Source organism: Burkholderia sp. AU31652, from assembly GCF_002223155.1.
In the GTDB taxonomy this organism is placed as follows: domain Bacteria; phylum Pseudomonadota; class Gammaproteobacteria; order Burkholderiales; family Burkholderiaceae; genus Burkholderia.
Genome location: NZ_NKFG01000003.1, coordinates 203,913 through 224,719 on the forward strand (window position 1 = coordinate 203,913; position 20,807 = coordinate 224,719).

13 protein-coding genes are annotated in these 20,807 nt (G+C 69.0%); 4 read left to right on the forward strand and 9 right to left on the reverse strand.

Annotated features, from left to right (window positions below; translation table 11 throughout):
• Positions 1–7: 7 nt before the first annotated feature.
• From glcE to CFB40_RS03590, 3 genes are all read right to left on the reverse strand, one after another.
• Entirely contained in the window at positions 8–1,096 is a 1,089-nt protein-coding gene (gene glcE / locus CFB40_RS03580; RefSeq protein ID WP_089424542.1) for a glycolate oxidase subunit GlcE, read from the reverse strand.
• 172 nt (positions 1,097–1,268) lie between these two features.
• Positions 1,269–2,762 (reverse strand): FAD-linked oxidase C-terminal domain-containing protein, encoded by a 1,494-nt coding sequence (locus CFB40_RS03585; RefSeq protein ID WP_089424543.1) that lies wholly within the window; start codon positions 2,760–2,762, stop codon positions 1,269–1,271.
• 40 nt (positions 2,763–2,802) lie between these two features.
• Complete coding sequence (locus CFB40_RS03590; RefSeq protein WP_089431344.1) at positions 2,803–4,212, reverse strand: FAD-binding oxidoreductase; 1,410 nt, start codon at positions 4,210–4,212, stop codon at positions 2,803–2,805.
• Between the two features lie 173 nt (positions 4,213–4,385).
• On the opposite strand from CFB40_RS03590, the gene CFB40_RS03595 reads away from it, so the two are divergent.
• Together CFB40_RS03595 and hmpA are read left to right on the forward strand one after the other, a co-directional pair.
• Entirely contained in the window at positions 4,386–4,937 is a 552-nt protein-coding gene (locus CFB40_RS03595) for a cob(I)yrinic acid a,c-diamide adenosyltransferase (protein WP_039361370.1), read from the forward strand.
• A gap of 92 nt (positions 4,938–5,029) precedes the next feature.
• Positions 5,030–6,238, forward strand: coding sequence for an NO-inducible flavohemoprotein (gene hmpA / locus CFB40_RS03600; RefSeq protein WP_089430623.1), 1,209 nt, complete (start codon positions 5,030–5,032; stop codon positions 6,236–6,238).
• A 74-nt stretch (positions 6,239–6,312) separates the two neighbouring features.
• On the opposite strand, the gene CFB40_RS03605 is transcribed toward hmpA, so the two are convergent.
• The 6 genes from CFB40_RS03605 to CFB40_RS03635 form a co-directional block, all read right to left on the reverse strand.
• Positions 6,313–6,702 carry a type II toxin-antitoxin system VapC family toxin gene (locus CFB40_RS03605; RefSeq protein ID WP_089430624.1) on the reverse strand — a complete coding sequence of 130 codons (390 nt, stop codon included), beginning with the start codon at positions 6,700–6,702 and terminating at the stop codon, positions 6,313–6,315.
• Positions 6,699–6,968, reverse strand: coding sequence for a type II toxin-antitoxin system Phd/YefM family antitoxin (locus CFB40_RS03610; protein ID WP_089430625.1), 270 nt, complete (start codon positions 6,966–6,968; stop codon positions 6,699–6,701). Before CFB40_RS03610 ends, CFB40_RS03605 begins: the two co-directional genes overlap by 4 nt.
• 124 nt (positions 6,969–7,092) lie before the next feature.
• Positions 7,093–8,166, reverse strand: a complete 1,074-nt coding sequence (aroG, locus tag CFB40_RS03615) for a 3-deoxy-7-phosphoheptulonate synthase AroG (protein ID WP_089424547.1) — start codon at positions 8,164–8,166, stop codon at positions 7,093–7,095.
• 403 nt (positions 8,167–8,569) lie between these two features.
• Entirely contained in the window at positions 8,570–10,036 is a 1,467-nt protein-coding gene (tldD, locus tag CFB40_RS03625; RefSeq protein WP_039361365.1) for a metalloprotease TldD, read from the reverse strand.
• Between the two features lie 85 nt (positions 10,037–10,121).
• Positions 10,122–10,949: a carbon-nitrogen hydrolase family protein gene (locus tag CFB40_RS03630; RefSeq protein WP_089424548.1), complete on the reverse strand. Its 828-nt coding sequence runs from the start codon at positions 10,947–10,949 to the stop codon at positions 10,122–10,124.
• Positions 10,950–11,012: 63 nt separating this feature from the next.
• Entirely contained in the window at positions 11,013–15,212 is a 4,200-nt protein-coding gene (locus CFB40_RS03635; protein ID WP_089430626.1) for a YhdP family protein, read from the reverse strand.
• A 226-nt stretch (positions 15,213–15,438) separates the two neighbouring features.
• Between CFB40_RS03635 and glnE the strand changes: the two genes are divergently transcribed.
• Together glnE and CFB40_RS03645 are read left to right on the forward strand one after the other, a co-directional pair.
• Positions 15,439–18,228, forward strand: a complete 2,790-nt coding sequence (glnE, locus tag CFB40_RS03640) for a bifunctional [glutamate--ammonia ligase]-adenylyl-L-tyrosine phosphorylase/[glutamate--ammonia-ligase] adenylyltransferase (protein WP_089425847.1) — start codon at positions 15,439–15,441, stop codon at positions 18,226–18,228.
• Positions 18,229–18,365: 137 nt separating this feature from the next.
• Positions 18,366–20,609 carry a carbohydrate-binding protein gene (locus CFB40_RS03645; RefSeq protein WP_256976534.1) on the forward strand — a complete coding sequence of 748 codons (2,244 nt, stop codon included), beginning with the start codon at positions 18,366–18,368 and terminating at the stop codon, positions 20,607–20,609.
• Positions 20,610–20,807: the final 198 nt, after the last annotated feature.

Below are 20,807 nucleotides of genomic sequence, written 5' to 3' on the forward strand. Positions count from 1 at the left end.
ACAGACCCTAAAGATCGGGGTAGAGCCGGCCGCGGTTGAAGATGCGCGCGGGGTCGAACGCGGCCTTCAGCCCGCGGTGGATTTTCATCATCGGGGCGGGGAGCGGCGTGAACACGCCCGCGCTGCGATCGTACGCGTCGCCCGCGCGGAACAACGTCGCGTGGCCGCCGGCCTGCTTCGCGCTCATTCGCACGGTCTGCGCGTCGGCGTCGGTGATCCACCAGCGCTGCGCGCCGCCCCATTCCATCAGCTGGGTGCCGGGCAGGTGCATCGGTTCGGTGATCGACGGCAGCGCGAGGCGCCACAGCGCATAGCCGGGCGGGATGCCGTTGAAGAACGGGTCGGTATGCTCGCGCAGGCCGGCCCAGAAGCGTTCGGCCTCGACCGCGTCGACGACTTCGCCGCCGAGCAGCGTCTTCGCGGATTTCACGGCCGCTTCGGCGCCCGACAGGCGCAGCACGAGCGTGCCGTTGCGCCAGCCGCTCGCGCTGACGGGCAGCGGATGGCCGCCCCATTCGTTGAGCTTGCGCACCGCGTCGGTCGCGGTCATCTCGAACTTCAGCGTGACTTCGGCGACGGGCATCGGCAGCACCTTGAGCGACAGGTCGAGCATCAGCCCGAGCGTGCCGAGCGCGCCGGCCATCAGCCGCGACACGTCGTAGCCGGCGACGTTCTTCACGACCTGACCGCCGAAACGCAGCATTTCGCCGCGGCCGTTCATCAGCGTGACGCCGAGCACGAAATCGCGCGGCGCGCCGCAGGTGGCGCGCCGCGGGCCCGCCAGGCCGGCCGCGACGCAGCCGCCGACGGTGGCCGAGCGGCCGAAGTGCGGCGGCTCGAACGGCAGCATCTGGCCGCACTCGGCGAGGACGGTTTCAAGCTGCGCGAGCGGCGTGCCCGCGCGGACCGTGACGACGAGTTCGGCCGGGTCGTACGACACGACGCCCTGAAACGCGCGCGTGTCGAGTATCTCGCCCTCGAGCGCCTGGCCGTACCAGTCCTTGGTGCCGCCGCCGCGAATCCGCAGCGGCCGGCCGTCGGCACTGGCGGCGCGGATACGCTCGGCCCATCCGGCGACGATGTCGTCCTCTTCCATGTTCTGTTGCTGCCTCGACTTGTTGTTCGGTCGATTGTACCGGGGTGGCGCGAATCCACATCGCGACTATCCCTAAGCCCCGTATTGCAGGCCGCATGCTTGCGCCGTCGCTCGAACGGGCCGCGCGGGCGCGGCGCGCCCGCCGGCACGGGCCGCGTACCGGGTGAGAGGCTCAGAAGCGCGGCAGGTCGGGGTGCGGCAGCAGCCCGCCGCGCACGTGCTGGCGGCCGTACTCGGCGCAGCGCGCGCGGGTCGGGATGCCCTTGTCCGGGTTCAGCAGCCCCGCCGGATCGAACGCGCGCTTGACCGCGAAGAACGCATCGCGCTCCTGCGGCGAGAACTGTACGCACATCGAATTGAGCTTCTCGATGCCGACGCCGTGCTCGCCCGTCACGCTTCCGCCGAATTCCACGCAGCATTCGAGGATTTCCGCGCCGAACTGCTCGGCACGGTGCAGTTCGTCCGGATCGTTCGCGTTGTACAGGATCAGCGGATGCATGTTGCCGTCGCCCGCATGGAACACGTTGATGCAGCGCAGCCCGTAGCGCGTTTCGAGCTGCTCGATGCGCGCGAGCAGCGGGCCGATCGCGCGGCGCGGCACGGTGCCGTCCATGCAGTAATAGTCGGGCGAAATACGGCCGGCGGCCGGGAACGCGTTCTTGCGGCCCGACCAGTAGCGCAGCCGCTCGCTCTCGTTGCGCGATACCTGGATGCGTGTCGCGCCATGCTCGCGCAGCACGGCCGTCATCCGCACGATCTCTTCCGCGACTTCCTCCGGCGTGCCGTCCGATTCGCACAGCAGGATCGCCTTCGCGTCGAGGTCGTAGCCCGCATGCGTGAAGGACTCGACGGCCTGCGTGGCCGGCTTGTCCATCATTTCGAGCCCGGCCGGGATGATCCCCGACGCGATGATCGCCGCGACGGCCTCGCCGCCCTTGACGACGTCGTCGAAGCTCGCCATCACGAGCTGGGCCGTTTGCGGCTTCGGGATCAGTTTCACCGTGACCTCGGTGACGATCGCGAACATCCCTTCGCTGCCGATCATCACGGCGAGCAGGTCGAGGCCCGGCATGTCGAGCGCGAGCGAGCCGAATTCGACGATCTCGCCGTCGATCGTCACGGCACGCACGCGCATCACGTTGTGCACCGTCAGCCCGTATTTCAGGCAGTGGACGCCGCCGGAATTCTCCGCGACGTTGCCGCCGATCGTGCACGCGATCTGCGACGACGGATCGGGCGCGTAATACAGGCCGTACGGCGCGGCGGCTTCCGAGATCGCAAGGTTGCGCACGCCGGGCTGCACGGTTGCCGTGCGGGCGTAAGGATCGACTTCGACGATGCGCGTGAAGCGCGCCAGCGACAGCACGACGCCGAGCGCCATCGGCAGCGCGCCGCCCGACAGGCTCGTGCCCGCGCCGCGCGGCACGATTGGCACCTCCATGCGGCGGCAGATCTGCACGATCCGCTGTACCTGCGATTCCGTTTCGGGCAGCGCGACCGCGAGCGGCAGGCGGCGGTACGCGGACAGGCCGTCGCATTCGTACGGCGCCGTGTCTTCGTCGCGGTACAGCAGGCAGTGTGTCGGCAGCACGGCCATCAGCGCCTGCACGACTTCACGCTGGCGCTGCGCGCGTGCCGCGCTCGACAATTCGACGGGAGCGTTCATGGGGTCTCCTGCAGCAGGCGGCGCGGTGTCGCGCACCGTGTCAGCACGTGAAAATCTTGCCCGGATTCATCAGGTTGCGCGGATCGAGCGCGAGCTTGATCGCCCGCATCGTGTCGATCGCGTTGTCGCCGTGCTCCTTCGGCAGGAAGCGCATCTTGTGCAGCCCGACGCCATGCTCGCCCGTGCAGGTGCCGCCGAGGCGCAGCGCGCGTTCGACGATCCGGTCGTTGATGTGCTCGGCTTCGGCGATTTCCTCGGGCTTGTCGGGGTCGATCAGGATCGCGACGTGGAAATTGCCGTCGCCGACGTGGCCGACGATCGGGCAGGGCAGCGACGACGCGCGCAGGTCGACCTCGGTTTCCTCGACGCACGCGGCGAGCTGCGAGATCGGCACGCACACGTCGGTCGTCACCGCGCGGCAGCCGGGTTTCAACTGCAGCATCGCGAAATACGCGTTGTGGCGGGCGGCCCAGAGCCGGCTGCGGTCCTCGGGGCGGGTGGCCCATTCGAAGCCCTGGCCGTTGTTCTGGCCGGCGAGCGCCTGCACGAGCTCGGCCTGTTCCTTCACGCCGGCCTCGGTGCCGTGGAATTCGAAGAACAGCGTCGGCGCTTCGGCGAGCGTCAGGTTCGAATGGCGGTTGATCGAGCGCACGGCGAGCGCATCGACGAATTCGACGCGCGCGATCGGCACGCCGATCTGGATCGTCTCGATCACGGCGCGCACCGCGTCGCCCATCGACGGGAACGTGCAGATCGCGGCGGATACGGCTTCGGGCAGCGGATGCAGGCGCAGCGTGATCTCGGTGATCACGCCGAGCGTGCCTTCGGAGCCGACGAACAGGCGCGTGAGGTCGTAGCCGGCCGACGACTTGCGGGCGCGCGAGCCGGTTTTCACCACGCGGCCGTCGGCGAGCACGGCGGTCAGGCCGAGCACGTTCTCGCGCATCGTGCCGTAGCGCACGGCGTTGGTGCCCGACGCGCGTGTGGCGGTCATCCCGCCGATGCTCGCGTCGGCGCCCGGGTCGATCGGGAAGAACAGGCCGGTGTCGCGCAGCGCTTCGTTGAGCGCCTTGCGCGTGATGCCCGGCTCGACCGTCACGGTCAGGTCTTCGGCGTTGATCGACAGCACGCGGTTCATTTCCGACAGGTCGAGCGAGACGCCGCCGCGCACCGCGAGCAGATGGCCCTCGAGCGACGAGCCGGCGCCGTACGGGATCAGCGGGACGCTGTACAGCGAGCACAGCGACACGACTTCGCGCACGTCGTCCGCGCTGTGCGCGAACACGACGGCGTCGGGTAGCTGCGGGTCGAACGGTGATTCGTCGCGGCCGTGGTGGGCGCGGACGGCGTCGGCGGTCGACACGCGCTCGCCGAAGGCGGCGCGCAGCGCATCGAGCATGGCAGGGGGAAGGGGGCGGCGCGTGGCGGCCGGCTGGGCAGGGTGATTCACGTACGTCTCCTTGTCGATCCGGGTGAGCGCGTTGGCACCGGCCCGGCTCCCGTGCTGCAGGGTTTCGGCCCATTCTACGCTGTAACGCCCGCTGCGCCCGCCTCCGCGGGCTGCGATAATCGCGTTCGAACGCAACCGGGCCGCGTCGCGGCCACGCACGAGAGGACATTCGCATGGGCAACCGCTTGAGCAAGATCGCCACGCGCACGGGCGACGATGGCACCACCGGGCTCGGCGACGGCCGGCGCATCGGCAAGGACGACACGCGGATCGCCGCGATCGGCGACGTCGACGAACTGAACTCGAACCTCGGCGTGCTGCTCGCCGAAACGCTGCCGGACGAGATCCGCACGGCGCTCGTGACGATCCAGCACGACCTGTTCGATCTCGGCGGCGAACTGTGCATACCCGGCCATACCGTGCTCGACGACACGCATCTCGCGCGTCTCGACCGCTGGCTCGCCGACTACAACGCGACGCTGCCGCCGCTGAAGGAATTCATCCTGCCGGCCGGCTCGCGCGCGGCGTCGCTCGCGCACGTGTGCCGAACCGTATGCCGCCGCGCGGAGCGCTCGATCGTCGCGCTCGGGCGCACCGAGACGCTCAATGATGCGCCGCGGCGCTACGTGAACCGGCTGTCGGACCTGCTGTTCGTGCTGGCGCGTGTGCTGAACCGCACCGACGGCGGATCGGACGTGCTGTGGGAGCGCGGTCGCGTCCGCTGACCGTTTGCCCCTTTGACGCACTGCGACAATTTGCCCGAGGGGCGTCCATTTTTAAAGATGTATTGTGTGTGCATGTTTAACGGAGAACGAACATGACCCACATCACCGCTGACCAGATGGCTCGCGTGAAGGCCACTGCCCCTGTCCTCGCCGTGCACGGCGCGACGATCACGAAGCACTTCTACCAGCGCATGTTCGCGCGCCATCCGGAACTGAAGAACCTGTTCAACCAGACGCACCAGAAGACGGGCAGCCAGCCTGAAACGCTCGCGAAGGCCGTCTACGCGTATGCGGCGAACATCGACAACCTCGGCGCGCTGGGCGGCGCCGTGACCAAGATTGCGCACAAGCACGCGAGCCTGAACATCCGCCCCGAGCATTACCCGATCGTCGGCGAGAACCTCCTCGCGTCGATCGTCGAAGTGCTGGGCGACGCGGTCGATGCCGAGACGCTCGAGGCATGGCGCGTCGCGTACGGCCAGCTCGCGCAGATCCTGATCGGCGTCGAGGCCGACCTGTACGCGGGCGCCGCGTGGAGCGGGTTCCGCCCGTTCAAGGTCGAGCGCAAGGTGCGCGAAAGCGACGAGATCACGTCGTTCTACCTGACGCCGGCCGACGGCGGCGCGGCGCCGACGTTCGAGCCGGGCCAGTACATCACCGTGAAGCGCTTCGTCGGCGACCTCGGCGTCGACCAGCCGCGCCAGTACAGCCTGTCCGACGCGCCGCACGGCAAGTGGCTGCGCATTTCGGTGAAGCGTGAAGCCGGCAAGCCGGAAGTCATTCCGGCCGGCAAGGTGTCGACGCTGATGCACGACGGCGTCGAAGAGGGCGCGATCGTCGAAGGGACCGCGCCGATGGGCGACTTCTCGCTGAAGCGTGGCGTCGAGACGCCGGTGGTGCTGATCTCCGGCGGCGTCGGCATCACGCCGATGATGTCGATGGCGTCGACGCTGATCGCCGAGGGCAGCCGGCGCGAAGTGCGGTTCGTCCATGCCTGTCGCTCGGGCGCGGTGCACGCGTTCCGCGACTGGCTGAACGATACGGTGCGCGACCATGCGAACGTCAAGCGCACGGTGGTGTACGAGCTGGTCGGCCCGAACGATCGCGCCGGCATCGACCACGACCTGGAAGGGCGCCTCACGCCGGAACGCGTGCAGCAATACGCGCGGGTGACGGACGCCGACTACTACATCTGCGGCCCGATCGGGTTCATGAAGGCGCAGCGTGACGCGCTCGTCGCGCTGGGCGTCGCGCCGGAACGCGTGAACACCGAGATCTTCGGTTCGGGCGCGCTCGAGTGATGCGCGGGCGGATCGCCTCCCGCCAATGAAAATGCCCGGCGGGAGCCGGGCATTTTTGTCGCGCGCATAGGGCGTCAGGCGCGCAGCATCAGCGTCGCGTGATAACGCCACACTTTCGGATCAGCACTGACGAGCGGCATGCCTTCATGGAGCGCCTGCGCGACCATCACGCGGTCCAACGGATCGGCGTGATCTGGAAAATCGGGCAACGCGGCGACACCTTCGACGTGATCGCTGCTGATCGGTAACTCCGCAAAACCGGCGAGCCGAAATGCCGAGCGTGCATCACGTGGGTGAACGGGCAGATTGCCTTTGCGGTATTTGATCGCGATTTCCCAGATGGACGCAGCGCTGACGTACAGCGTGTTCTCGGGATGCTCGATCAACGCGGCTGCGGTCGCCGAAAGTTGAGGTGCGCCTTCAGCCGCCCATAGTGCGATGTGCGTATCGAGCAGCAGCTTCACGGCGCGAGCCCTTGTTCCGAGCTGGCATCGAAGTCAGCCGCGATCGATGCGTCACCGGCATTGAATGCCTCGACGGTTGTCGGGATGTTCAGCCCCGCAAGCAATTGACGAGCGGCGCCGATTCGCTTCGGCGCCGCGTAAGGAACGATCCGCGCAACCGGATGACCATTGCGGGCAATCACGACTTCGGACTCGCGCCCCAATTCAAGCGCTTCGACGAGGCTTGAGAGCCGCGACTTGGCATCGTGCATGTTGACAGTCGGCATCGTCGCCCCCCTTGGTTAGCTAGATAGCGTTAGCTAGTCTAGCAGAGTGAAATGACGACCGCACGCTGGCCGCATGGCCAGCCCGCCGGCAGGCGGGGTCATGCGGCCAGCCTGTTTGCGTCCGTCAGTTCCCGCTGCCGCGCGTGACGCGACGCGCCTTCACCGATTCCGCGAGACCTTCGAGCACCTTCACGCTGTCGTCCCATGCGATGCACGCATCGGTGATGCTCTGGCCGTAGGTCAGCTCGCAGCCTTCCTTCAGGTCCTGGCGCCCCTCGACGAGATGCGACTCGATCATCACGCCGACGATGCGGGCGTCGCCGGCCGCGATCTGGCGGCCGATGTCGGCACAGACGGGGATCTGGTTCTCGTGCTTCTTCGAGCTGTTCGCGTGGCTCGCGTCGATCATCAGGCGCGCGGCGAGCCCGGCCTTGCCGATGTCCGCGCACGCGGCGTTCACGCTGTCCGCGTCGTAGTTCGGCGCCTTGCCGCCGCGCAGGATCACGTGGCAGTCCTCGTTGCCCGCCGTCGACACGATCGCCGAATGGCCGCCCTTCGTCACCGACAGGAAATGGTGCGGCTGCGAGGCGGCCTTGATCGCATCGACCGCGATCTTCACGTTGCCGTCGGTGCCGTTCTTGAAGCCGACCGGGCACGACAGCCCCGACGCGAGCTCGCGGTGCACCTGCGATTCCGTCGTGCGCGCGCCGATCGCACCCCACGAGATCAGGTCGGCGATGTACTGCGGGCTGATCATGTCGAGGTATTCGGTCGCGGCCGGCAGCCCCATCTCGTTGATCTGCAGCAGCAGCTCGCGCGCGGTGCGCAGCCCTTCGTTGATCTTGAAGCTGTTGTCGAGGTGCGGATCGTTGATGAGGCCCTTCCAGCCGACCGTCGTGCGCGGCTTCTCGAAGTACACGCGCATCACGATTTCCAGTTCGCCCTTGAAGCGCTCGCGCTCCTTCACCAGCCGGCCCGCGTATTCGATCGCCGCCTTCGTATCATGGATCGAGCACGGCCCGATGACGACGATCAGCCGGTCGTCCATCCCGTGCAGGATGCGGTGCATCGACTGGCGCGAGTTGTAGATCAGCTCGGACGCGGCTTCGGAGCACGCGAATTCGCGGATCAGGTGGGCGGGCGGCGTCAGTTCCTTGAGTTCGCGAATGCGGACGTCGTCGGTGTTGTGCGGGGGCATGCTGTTTCTCCTTGGTTCCGGGCGCGGTTCGGTCAGTGCGAGTGCGCGTGCGGCAGATTCATCAATTCAAGCGATTCAGTGGTGTCGGTCGGGGCCGCGGGACCGCTGCGGCGGCGACCGGGTGGCGAAGGGCGAAAAAAAAACCGCCGGGTTCGCCGGCGGTTTTTTCGGGAATTTCGGTTGCGCTTTACGCGCCATCAACCCTCTCGATCCGCCAGCGGTCTGAGATACCAAAAAAAGTAAAAATAAAACTTGGCGGACATGACGGAGATTCGGTTCGTCAAAAAAGTTGATTCGGAATTTATACCCCGTCGCCGGGCGGCTGGCAACCGGGAAACGTCAAAAATGCGGACATTCCGCGCGTTTTCTTCAAAATGCGCGGAATGTCTGCGCCGCGATGCGGTTATGCCGTACCGCCGACCGTCATCCTGTCGATCCGCAGGGTCGGCTGGCCGACGCCGACCGGCACGCTCTGGCCTTCCTTGCCGCACACGCCCACACCCGAGTCGAGCGACATGTCGTTGCCGATCATGCTCACGTCCTTCAGCGATTCCGGGCCGCTGCCGATCAGCGTCGCACCCTTCACCGGGTAGGTGATCTTGCCGTTCTCGATCATGTACGCCTCGGACGCCGAGAACACGAACTTGCCGTTCGTGATGTCGACCTGGCCGCCGCCGAAGTTCACCGCGTACAGGCCGTTCTTCACCGATGCGATGATTTCCTGCGGATCCTTGTCGCCGTTCAGCATGTACGTGTTGGTCATGCGCGGCATCGGCAGCGCCGCGTACGACTCGCGGCGCGCGTTGCCGGTAACCGGCATCTTCATCAGGCGCGCGTTCAGCGTGTCCTGGATGTAGCCCTTCAGGATGCCGTCCTCGATCAGCGTCGTGCACTGCGTCGGGTTGCCTTCGTCGTCGATGTTCAGCGAGCCGCGGCGGTTCGGCAGCGTGCCGTCGTCGACGACGGTCACGCCCTTCGCGGCGACCCGCTCGCCGATCCGGCCCGCGAATGCCGACGAGCCCTTGCGGTTGAAGTCGCCCTCGAGGCCGTGGCCGATCGCCTCGTGCAGCAGCACGCCGGGCCAGCCCGGCCCGAGCACGACCGTCATCGCGCCGGCCGGCGCGGGGCGCGCATCGAGGTTCACGAGCGCCGCATGCACGGCGTCGTCGACGTAGCGCGACAGCACGTCGTCGGTGAAGTAGCCGTAGTCGAAGCGGCCGCCGCCGCCGCCGGAGCCGATCTCGCGGCGGCCGTTCTGCTCGGCGATCACCGTGACCGACACGCGCACGAGCGGGCGGATGTCGGCCGCGAGCGCGCCGTCGCTGCGGGCGACCAGCACGACGTCGTATTCGCCGGCGAGGCCCGCCATCACCTGCGTGATGCGCGGGTCGCGGCCGCGTGCCATCTGCTCGATGCGCTCAAGCAGCTTGACCTTGGCCGTCGCGTCGAGCGACGCGAGCGGATCGGACGGCAGGTACAGGTCGCGGCCCGAGATGCCCTTCAGCGACGATGCCGCCTTGATCTTCTGGCGGCCGCCGCCGGCCGCCGCGATCGCCTTGGTGGCGGCAGCGGCTTGCGCGATCGCTTCCGGCGACAGGTCGTCGGAATACGCGAACGCGGTGCGGTCGCCCGCGACCGCGCGCACGCCGACGCCCTGGTCGATGCTGAAGCTGCCCGATTTGACGATGCCTTCCTCGAGGCTCCACGCTTCGCTGCGGGTGGCCTGGAAGTACAGGTCCGCGTAGTCGACGCGATGCGTGAAGATGTCGGCGATCGTGCGCGTGAGCAGGCTTTCGTCGAGGCCGTACGGCGTGAGCAGGATGTCCTTCGCCAGCGCGAGGTTGCGGATGCCGGGTTCGATGATGTTCATGCGGATATCGGGGTTTCTCAAAAAGTTGTCGGGTGCTTCTGGGCAGATGGGTTGGCCGCGCGGCGTTTCAAGCGGCGCGGCGGATTCAGGTCAGCACGCGGTGCCGCCACGCGGGCAGGCTCTGGCGCACGTCGGCGATGCGTTGCGGATCGATCGCGCCGAGCACGACGCTGGCGCCCACGTCGCGGACCGCGACGATCTCGCCCCACGGGTCGATCAGCATGCTGTGGCCCCAGGTGCGCCGGCCGTTCTCGTGCTTGCCGCCTTGCGCGGCCGCGAGCACGTAGCACTGGTTCTCGACGGCCCGTGCGCGCAGCAGCGTTTCCCAGTGCGCGCGGCCCGTCGTATACGTAAACGCCGACGGGACGACGATCAGCGTGCAGTCGCCCATCCTGCGATACAGCTCCGGAAAGCGGAGATCGTAACAGACCGACAGGCCGACCCGCCCGAACGGCGCGTCGAACGCGACGACCGTATCGCCCGCGCGGATCGTGCGCGCCTCGTCGAACGACTCGTCGCCTTTCTCGAAGTTGAACAGGTGGATCTTGTCGTAGCGTGCGGCTTCGTTGCCGGACGGATCGAACACGAGCGTCGTGTTGAGCACGCGATCGGGTTCCGGCGCCTTCAGCGGCAGCGTGCCGCCGATCACCCAGACGCCGTGGCGACGCGCGGCGTCCGCGAGGAAGCGCTGGATCGGGCCGTCCTGGTAGGGTTCGGCGAGCGCGAGCTTGTCGGTGTCGCGGTGGCCCATGAAGCAGAAATACTCGGGCAGCAGCACGAGCTGCGCGCCTTCGCCGGCGGCTTCCGCGATCAGGCGGCGGGCTTCGGCGAGATTGCGCGCGACGTCCGGCGTGCTCACCATCTGCAGCGCGGCGACCTGGAAGGGCGTGGCGGAACGGGTGTGGTCGGTCATCGCAGGATCGGTTGCGTCATAAATGGGGTGCGGCCCGGCACCGTGCGCGATTCGACGCGCGGCTCAATGATTCGCCGCATCGGCCGGACCGTGATTCATCTTACCCTGATCGCCCCGCACCCGCTCGATGTGCGGGTGCGCCCACGAGCCGGTGATCGCGTAGTCGAGCGCGAACGCGCGCGACAGCGTTTCCGACAGCGCGTAGTTCGCGGCCAGCACGCCGACGCCGAGCAGCGGGTTGATGATGGCCGCGCCGATCGCGGCGGCGCCCGCGCTGATCTTCGGTGCGACGTGCGCGTGCAGGTCCTGCGTCTCGGCGCCGAGATCGACCGCGCCGCGCACGGAGACGTTCGCGGGCCCCGTCATCATCGAGAAGTCGTCGGTGCGGGCGATCCCGTTCGAGATCTGGCCGGTGCCGGTGATCTTGTCGAACGGCAGCCCCTTGCCGATCACGTCGCGGAAATTCAGCGTCAGGAAGCGCGCGAGGCTCTGCAGGCTCAGCACGCCGAGCAGCTTCGCGGCGCCCGGGTCGACCTTCAGGATCTGGCCGTGTTCGAGATCGATCGCGATCTGGCCGCCGAGCGACGGGAAGTCGAGCGCGGTCGGGCCGCCGCGCCAGCCGACCTTGCCGGTCACCGAGCCATGGCCGTCCGCGAGCGTGCGCGGCAGGCCGACGCGGTCGAGCAGCGCGCCCGCGTTGCCGATGTCGAGCTTGAAGTCGAACACGGTGCGGCGCGGTGCGTCGCTCTCGTCGGCGCCGCGGGCGAGTGCGCGGCGCGACGTGCGCCAGTTGCCGGTCGCCGTCAGCTTCGCGTCCGGGTTCGACAGTTCCAGCTTGTCGAGCTGCCAGACCGGCGTGCCGGCTTCGTCGATGTTGCGCGCGTTGACGACGAGGCGGCCGATGTCGTGGTTGCGCGCGACGACCTGGTCGACGATCAGGTCGATGGACGGCATCGGGCGGTCGGTCGGCGTCGGCAGGTTCATCGCGCGGCCGACGAGATCGTGCTGTGCGCTGTCCGGGATCACGAGCTTCGCGAGCCGCGCGTTCAACACGCCCGCGCCGTTGTGGCCGCCGCCCGGCGCCCACGACAGGTAGCCCGACACCTGGTTCGACGCGATGTTCGCCTGCCACAGCTCGTCGACGTGAGACGCGCCGATGATCACGTTTTCCCAGTTGCGCTTGAGCAGCTTCAGCGTGCCGAAGTGGAGCGCGAAACGCTTCGGCGCGAAGCTTGCGAAATCGACGCGCGGCGCGGCCTGCGGCTCCGGCGCGCGCGGCGTGTCGGACTTCAGCGTATGGGCCAGCGCAAGCCACGCGTCGGCGTCCAGTTCATTGACGTCGACGGCCGCGCTCACGCCGTCCTGCGGCATGTCGGGCATCCGGTGAATGCCCATCGCGCCGCGCACCGCTCGCAGCGGCTGGCCGCGCGTCGCGTCGAGCAGGTAGGTCGCGGATACGGGGCCGAGCGTCAGGTCGGCGTGCTCGAGACGCTTGCCGTCCGCCTGCGGCGCCGGCTGCAGCGTGAAGCTGAACGGCATCGGCGTGCCGGCCGCCTTCGCGAACGGCGCGGGGAAATTCAGCGCGACGCCGGTCAGGTCGGAACGCGCGCTGATGTCGGGCAGGCGGCCCGGCGCGCCGCGCACGGCGACCTTGTACGGCGCGTCGCCGACCACGTGCTCGAGCAGCGCGGCGGCCGGGCCGTGCAGGTTCAGGCCGCGCGCGGCGTCGAGTGCGAGCCGGCCGTCGACGTCCACCGTGTACGGCCCGTGCGACTGGAAGTTGCCGTTCGCGCGCACCGGGCCGCCGAGGAAGCGCCCCGACAGTTCGTGCAGCGACGCGCCGGCCTCGGTGAACCGGACACTGCCGCGCAGCGCGGACAGCGGCGGCACGCCGCTGGTCGTCAGCGTGTTGCCGCCGAATGCGAGCGCGCCTTCGACGTGCGTGTGCGGATGCGCGACGTGCTGCGGAATCGTGATCTTGAGCCCGAGCGACGCGGGGCCCTGCGCATCGATCCGCTGGCCGATATGTCCGCTCATCGTGCCGAGTGAGCTGTTGTCCGCGTAGTCGATCAGGTCGGCGAGCGGGCCCTGCGCATGGCCGTCGATGATGAGCGGCGAGTGGGTCGGATTGCCGAGATCGTCGATGCGGCCGGCGACCTTCGTCAGCGCGACGCGCTTGTAGTGTGCGCGGTGGATGTCGAAGCGCAGCTTGTTCTGCGCGAGTTCGAATACGCCGTCGATCCCGTCGAGCGCCGGCCAGACGCTCGGCGTGCCGTTCGCGAGCTTGCGCGGCGGGTACGGCGTCGGTTCGAACCGGCCGCCGGTGAACGGCGCGACGATGTGGAACACGCCGGCGTCCGGCTCGTGTTCGAACGGGAATTTCTCGAGCGGCCCACGGGCGACGATCGACGCGCCCTTGGTCACCTGGCCGTCCTGCAGCGCGTGGCCGAGATAGTCGCGCAGGTGTTCGGACATCCCGGTCGGCAGGTAGCGCGGGATGCGCGCCACCGACGCGCGGGCGAAATCGGCGCGCAGGTCGAGCGTTCCGCGGCCGTGGCCGGGGTTCGCGTACGAGCCCGACACCGCGATTTCGGCATCGGGGTTCGAGACGAGCAGGTCGGGCAGCGAAACGTCGACGCGCGCGTGCTTCTCGCCGGGCGCGGGCGTGATCGTCCATTTCGCATTGCCGCGCAGCCGGTCGAACGTCAGGCGCGGCTCGTCGAATTCGCCGGGCACCGTGACGGCCGCGTTGACCGTGTCGAAATGCGCGGAGCCGCCCGTCTCGTTCGCGTCGACGCGGCCCCACAGGTTCTCGACACCCGGCCAGCCGGCGCGCGGGTGGCCGCGCGGCGAGAGCCCGGGCGGAGGCTCCTGCGCGGCGAAGCTGATGCCCTGGAGATCGCCGAGGAAGCGGTAGCGCACGATCGGCGCGGCGCCCGTGCGCCGCTCCTCGTCGGCGAGGTCGGCATGCGCGGGTTTCGCGCGCTCGACCTCGATGTGATAGTTCGACACCATCCCGCGCGGGTCAAGCTTGATCAGCTCGTTGCGCAGGCGTGCCGGCAGCGGCAGCCCGCGGATGAATTCGCTGAGGATGCCGAGATCGACGCGGTCGCCGACGACGCTCAACAACTGCCCCTGGTTCGCGGTCGGCACGCGGTAGCGGGCCGTCAGCGTCGACAGCGCGAGCGAGCGGGCGAGCGGCGTGCCGTCCGGCAGCGGCGGCTGGCCGAGCTCCGCGTTGAAGCGCGTCAGGTGCAGCGTGTAGTCGTGGCCGGCGTCGAGCTGCATGTCCCAGCCGAAGCCGACCGTCGGCACGTCGAGCCGCGGCTGCGTCGGGCGCACGCGCAGCGCGACGTCCGCGCCTTGCAGGTCGCCGCCCGCCGAATGCAGGTGGCCGTCGCCGAAGGTGGCCCAGATCGCGTTGTCGATCCGGCCCGCGTGGATCGTGAGCGGCATGTCGAGGTAGCGCGCCAGCGTCTGCAGGTCGACCGGGCCCGTCGACAGGTACGCGTCGCCCGTCCAGTTCGCCGGCTTGCCGACCGGCGCGAGCGGCTTGTGCTTGAAGCGCGCACGGAAGTCGAGCGGGCCGAGCAGCAGCGTGCCGTTCGCGGGCGCCTGCAGCGCAGCCTTGTGCACGCGGCCGGCATTGAGCACCGCGAGCCGGATGCCCGACAGCACGAGCTCCGGCGCGTCATGCTGCGCGTCGCGCCAGCGCAGCGTGCCGCCGCGCAGCACGATCGCTTCCTGTTTCAGCAGCCACGTGCCGAACGTGTCGTTGCCGCCGTGGGTGGTCGCCACGCCGACGCCCGCGATGCTCAGCGAGCCGTCGGCCGCCCGCGCGACGACCAGGTCGGGCTGGTCGACGATCAGGCTCGACAGCGCGGGCGACAGCCTCAGCAGCGACATCCACGATAGCGCGGCCGTCGCATGCGGCACCGACAGCGCGACCTTGCCGTCATGGCCGCGGATCGTCAGGTTCGTGAGTTCGACGCCCGGCTGCATGCCGGACCAGTTCGGGGAAAGCTTGCCGATTGAAAGCTGCGCGTGGAGCTTGTCGGACACCGCGCGTTCGATGCGCGGACGGAATTCGTCGATGCGGGGCAGCAGGACGTAGCGCAGCCCGAGGAAGGTGCCGGACGCGATGAAGTAGGTGCCGATCCCGACTGCCAGCGTCACCCTGAACACGCGACGCAAGACCGGATGATCGTGCTTCGGAGGTCCCGCTTCGGGCGCAGCTACGGCGGATTCCTGACGGTCGGACATGCGGCGGACGGGCGGCGATATGGTAGTTTTGCAGACTGACGTTGAAATGTATCACACGGGTTCGTGCCGGCGGCCGATGCGGCAGCGCGGCACGGGCTTTCCGGCGCGCGGTTTCGCGACGGGCGTACCCGCCCCGCGATGCCGCGCCGAGTCCATGGAGCCGGTCGGGAGTGGGGCGCGCATGCGTTCCCGTGCCGGCCGGCCGTTCCGCCAGGCCCGCTTCTCGATGACCGACGCTTCCGCCCTGATCAGCACGTCCTATTCCCGTTACCTGGCCCGCGCGGCCGCCGCGCGACCCGCGCTCGTCGACCAGGTCGCCGCGTGGGCGGCCGCGCCGCTCGGTCGCGCGCAGCTCGACGCGCGCCTCACCGAACTGCTGGCAACGCCGGCCGGCGCCGCCGCGCCGACCGAGGAGCACCTGAAGCGCGCGCTGCGGCAACTGCGCGCCGAGGCATTCGGCGCGGTGGCGGAGCGCGACCTGCGCGGGCTGGCGGACGTCGCCGAGGTGACGGGCGCGATGACCGATCTCGCGGAAGTGGCCGTGCAGCGCTCGCTCGCGCTGCTGTCGGCCGAGCTCGAGGCGCTGTACGGCGAGCCGCGCGGCGCCGACGGCCAGCGCGTCGTGCTCGGCGTGGTCGGGATGGGCAAGCTCGGCGGCCGCGAGCTGAACGTGTCGTCGGACATCGACCTGATCTTCGTCTACGAGGACGACGGCGAGACGACCGGCGGCGCGCGTTCGCCGCTGTCCACGCAGGAATACTTCACGCGGCTCGGCCGGCGGCTGATCGGCGTGTTGTCGGAAGTCACGGCCGACGGCTACGTGTTTCGCGTCGACATGCGGCTGCGTCCGAACGGCGATTCGGGGCCGCTCGTCTGCAGCCTCGGCATGCTCGAGGAGTATTTCTACGTACAGGGGCGCGAGTGGGAGCGCTATGCGTGGATCAAGGGGCGGCTCGTGTCGGAAGGCGACAGCGACGCGGCGCAACGGCTGGCGTCGCAACTCGAGTCGCTCGTCAAGCCGTTCGTGTACCGCCGCTACCTCGACTTCGGCGTGATCGGCGCGATCCGCTCGCTGCACCAGCAGATCCGGCAGGAAGCCGCGCGCCGCGCGTCGATGCGGCCCGACAAGGCCGACGACATCAAGCTCGGGCGCGGCGGGATCCGCGAGATCGAATTCAGTGCCCAGGTGTTCCAGCTGATCCGCGGCGGCCAGGATGCGGAATTCCGCGTGCGGCCGACGCTTGCGGTGCTGCGCCATGCGCAGGCGCGCGGGCTGATCGGCGAGGATGTGCGTGCGCGCCTGACCGAGGCCTACAACTTCCTGCGCACGCTCGAGCACCGTCTGCAGTACCGCAACGACGCGCAGACGCACGCGATGCCGGTCGAGCCGGACGAGCGCGCGGCGCTGGCCGCGTCGCTGGGCTTCGCCGACTATGCGGCGCTGATGACGGTGCTGGACGGCCACCGCACGTTCGTCGAAGCGCAGTTCGACCAGATTTTTGCCGACAAGGCGAGCGGCGCGCCCTGCGGGGCCGGCGACGACACGGCCGCCGCGTGGATCTGGAGCGGCGCGCTGGCCGACGACGGCGAGGACGACGCGCTGGTCGCGCGTCTCGACGGCCTCGGTTTTACGGATCCGGCCACCGTGCTCGCCCGGCTGCGCGCGATCTGGCAGTCGTCGCGCTACACGGGCCTACCGGAAAAGAGCCGGCAGCGCTTCGACAGCGTCGCGCAGCGGGCGCTCGACGCCGCGCCGAACATCGACGCCGCGCGCCGCGACGACACGATCGTGCGCCTGTTCGACCTGCTCGAGACGGTCAGCCGGCGCGGTGTCTATCTCGCGCTGCTGACCGAATATCCGGCCGCGCTCGACCGCGTGCTGTCGGTGCTCGGTGCGACGCGCTGGGGCGGCGGCTACCTGATCCGCCATCCGCAACTGCTCGACGAACTGCTCGACGACGAGGCGATCGCGAGCCCGTTCGACTGGCCCGCGTTCAAGGACGCGCTGCGCGCGCGCCTCGCCGCGGCCGACGGCCCCGAGCAACAGATGGACCTGCTGCGGCACGCGCAGCACGCGGAGGTGTTCCGGATCCTGCTGATCGACCTGGCCGGGCAACTGTCGGTCGAGCACGTGAGCGACCGGCTGTCCGAGCTGGCCGACGCGGTGCTCGACGTGACGATCGAAGTCGTCTGGTCGCAGCTCGCGAAGCGCCATCGCGACGTGCCGAAGTTCGCGGTGATCGCGTACGGCAAGCTGGGCGGCAAGGAGCTCGGCTACGCATCGGATCTCGACCTGATCTTCCTGTACGACGACGCCGACGAGCGTTCGGCGGACGTCTACACGACCTTCACGCGGCGCCTGATCACGTGGCTCACCACGGCGACCGGGGCGGGCGCGCTGTTCGACATCGACCTGCGGCTGCGGCCGAACGGCGAGGCCGGGCTGCTCGTCACCGATCTCGACGCGTTCCGCCGCTACCAGCTGCGCGAGGGCGACGCCGCGAATACCGCGTGGGTCTGGGAGCATCAGGCGCTCACGCGGGCCCGCTACAGCGCGGGCGACGCGCAGATCGGCGCGGACTTCGAGGCGATTCGCCAGCAGGTGCTGACGACGCCGCGCGACGGCGGCGTGCTCGCGAAGGAAATCGTCGACATGCGCGGCAAGGTGTTCGCCGGCCACCCGAACCAGACCGAGCTGTTCGACCTGAAGCACGATCGCGGCGGGATGGTCGACATCGAGTTCATCGTCCAGTACTGGGTGCTGCTGCACGCGTCGAGCGATGCCGAGCTGATCCGCAACACGGGCAACATCGCGCTGCTGCGCGAGGTCGCGCGCTTCGGGCTGATGGGTGAGGACGAGGCCGAGCGCGTCGGCGCGGCGTACCGCAAGTACCGGAAGCTGCAGCACAAGCTGCGGCTCGACGGGATGGAGAAGGCGCGGGTCGATCCGGCCGTGGTGGCCGACGAGCGGGCGGCCGTGACGGCGCTGTGGGAGCGCGTGTTCGGCGGAATCTGACCGCGGCACGCCGGGCGCGCGGCAGCGGCCGGCATTGAGATTCGTTTGAGATTGTTTGAGCGGAAGGGCGGGTATCGGAAGAATCCGGCTTTCCGTTCAACCGGTGCCGTGTGCGCCACCAGCGATCTCGACTCATCTTGAAACCTATCCGCTACTCTCTTGCCACGACGGCGCTGTCCGCGGCCGTCGCTGGACTGTTCTCCGTTTCCGCTGGTGCAGCGGAAACGGCTTCCACCCCGCTGAAGAACCTGTCGCGTGGCGATGGCCAGTGCCTGGCCTGGCAGCCGGCCGACAACGCGGCCGTGTTCGCGGCATGCGACGGCAGCGCCGCGCAGGACTGGACCTTCGAGCCGCGCGACGGCTTCCAGCGCATCATCAACGCCGGCGCGAGCGCGGCGCGCGGCACGAAGATGTGCCTGCATTCGGCCACCGGCGACAACGGCATGGGGCGCGTGTCGGTCGGCGTCTGCAGCGAGGGCGACCAGACGATGCGCGACTGGCGAGCGGACATCGGCATCGACGGCCGCGTGTCGTTCGGCAACCGGTACCGGGTCAACACCGGCCGATCCAACGAAGTGCTGGCGCCGCGGGAAGGGAGCGCCGGCGTCGCGATGCAGAACCTGCGCGGCCAGCCGGCGTCGGTCTGGCGGTCGTCCGCATCGATCGCGCCGTCGCAGCGCCCGCTGCTCGGCGACAAGTCGGCGTTGCTGATGGTGACGCACTTCAACGACTCGCAACCGTCCGATAGCGAAGTGGTGCGCAAGGCGGTGTTCGGCGACGGCGACGACTATTCGTCGCTGCGGCGTTATGTCGAGGTCGCGTCGCACGGCAAGCTGACGTTGCACGGTCAGACGCTCGACAGCGTCAACCTGGGCGACCGTCCGGCCAGTTGCGATTCCGGCGCGATTCGCGCGGCGGCGCGCAGCGCGGCGTTCGCCCGCGGCGTGAACCCGGACAAGTTCGACTACCTGTTCGTCGAACTGCCGAAAATGAGCAGCTGCAACTGGGCCGGCCTGGCGGCGGTTCCCGGCAACTGGATCCTGTCGAACGCGAGCGGCCAGGGTTACTGGATGTGGTCCCACGAATTCGGTCACAGCCTCGGCGCGCGGCATCCGGGCTCGCTCGTCAACTGCCCGACGCCGGGCGGCACGGTCGAAGTAGGCAGCGCGTGTCGCGCGGGCGGGGTCGACGATCCGTCCGACACGATGGGCGGCGGTGGACGGCGTTTGTATCCGGCGAGCTACCAGTTGCTCAGAGGCTGGCTGACCGAAGCCGACGTACCCGAGATCAGGGGCGAGGGCACGTACCAACTCGCGCCGCTGTGGGGCAAAGCGTCGGGTGCGAAGGCGTACCGTCTGGCGCGCGCCGACGGCTCGACGCTGTGGCTCGAGTTTCGCCAGCCGCAGCCCGGCTTCGACAACTGGAAGTCCGACGACCCGTTCGTCAATGGCGTGATCGTGCGAACCGTCGCACACGCCGGCAATGTGCTGACCAATACGCTGGTCGATGCGACGCCGGGCAGCGCGCAGGGCATGAAGGACGCGCCGCTGATGCCGGGTCATGCGTTGCACGACACGCTGTCGGGCAAGATCGTCACCGTCAAGTCGGTCGGGCCGAACGGCGCGGTGGTCGAGGTGAAGAACGACGGGGTGCTGCTGCCGCAGGCGGCCGTCATCGGCCCGCAACAGGCGAACGCGGGCGCGACGGTTGTGTTGTCGGGCGCATCGTCGGTCGGCGAGCAGTTGCGCCATGCGTGGACGGCCCCGGCCGGCATCGATGCGAAACCGAACGGCGCGGAACTGAAGTTCGTTGCGCCCGCGTTCGAACGGGACCGCGATTACGCCTTCGATCTGACCGTGACCAACGACAAGGGCTACACGGCGCAGGCGTCGCATGTCGTCAAGGTGAAGGCGCAGGAAATCGTCCCGCCGCCGCGGGCCGCGATCAGCGGGCCGGCGACGGTCGACGGTGGCGCGACCGTCGCGTTGTCCGGCGCGGCGTCGACCGGCAAGGGGCTGAAGTATGCGTGGACCGCGCCGGCAGGACTCGCGATCGACCAGCAGGGTGCGAATGCATCGTTCGTTGCGCCGAAGGCGACGCAGGCGCAGCGCTACGACGTGAAGCTGACCGTGACCGATGCGCAGAACCGCAGTGCGGTGGCGACGCATGGCGTCATGGTGCGTGCCGACGTGGCCACGGGCGCGCCTGCCTGGGACAAGAAGAAGACCTACGCGACGCCGTGCCACGAGGTCAGCCACGCCGGCAAGACCTGGCTCAACGGCTGGTGGGTGCTCGGCGATGTGCCGGGGACGGGCGGTGAGTGGGGCGCGTGGCGCGAGAAGGGTGTCGCGAACATGCACGCGACGTGCAAGGGCAAGTAGGCACGGCGAGGCGCCGGCGCGGGCGACCGCGCTGGCGCGTGCCCCGCGCCGTTCGATCGGGTGCCACCCGGTAAGTTCGTCGTGCCGCGAAGCGCGTCGGATACGTCGGAACCCGTCAAAAGGCCGCTCCGGTATTACCCGGAACGGCCTTTTTTACGTTTTCACGTTGGCTAAGCGTGCATTCCCGCGTATCCGTGC

Bases quoted from the DNA above. Each gene is read 5' to 3' on its own strand.
- hmpA (WP_089430623.1), top strand. From the start codon at position 5,030: ATGACCCACATCACCGCTGACCAGATGGCTCGCGTGAAGGCCACTGCC.
- aroG (WP_089424547.1), bottom strand. From the start codon at position 8,166: ATGCCCCCGCACAACACCGACGACGTCCGCATTCGCGAACTCAAGGAA.
- tldD (WP_039361365.1), bottom strand. From the start codon at position 10,036: ATGAACATCATCGAACCCGGCATCCGCAACCTCGCGCTGGCGAAGGAC.
- glnE (WP_089425847.1), top strand. From the start codon at position 15,439: ATGACCGACGCTTCCGCCCTGATCAGCACGTCCTATTCCCGTTACCTG.
- CFB40_RS03610 (WP_089430625.1), bottom strand. From the start codon at position 6,968: ATGCCGACTGTCAACATGCACGATGCCAAGTCGCGGCTCTCAAGCCTC.
- CFB40_RS03585 (WP_089424543.1), bottom strand. From the start codon at position 2,762: ATGAACGCTCCCGTCGAATTGTCGAGCGCGGCACGCGCGCAGCGCCAG.
- glcE (WP_089424542.1), bottom strand. From the start codon at position 1,096: ATGGAAGAGGACGACATCGTCGCCGGATGGGCCGAGCGTATCCGCGCC.
- CFB40_RS03595 (WP_039361370.1), top strand. From the start codon at position 4,386: ATGGGCAACCGCTTGAGCAAGATCGCCACGCGCACGGGCGACGATGGC.
- CFB40_RS03635 (WP_089430626.1), bottom strand. From the start codon at position 15,212: ATGTCCGACCGTCAGGAATCCGCCGTAGCTGCGCCCGAAGCGGGACCT.
- CFB40_RS03630 (WP_089424548.1), bottom strand. From the start codon at position 10,949: ATGACCGACCACACCCGTTCCGCCACGCCCTTCCAGGTCGCCGCGCTG.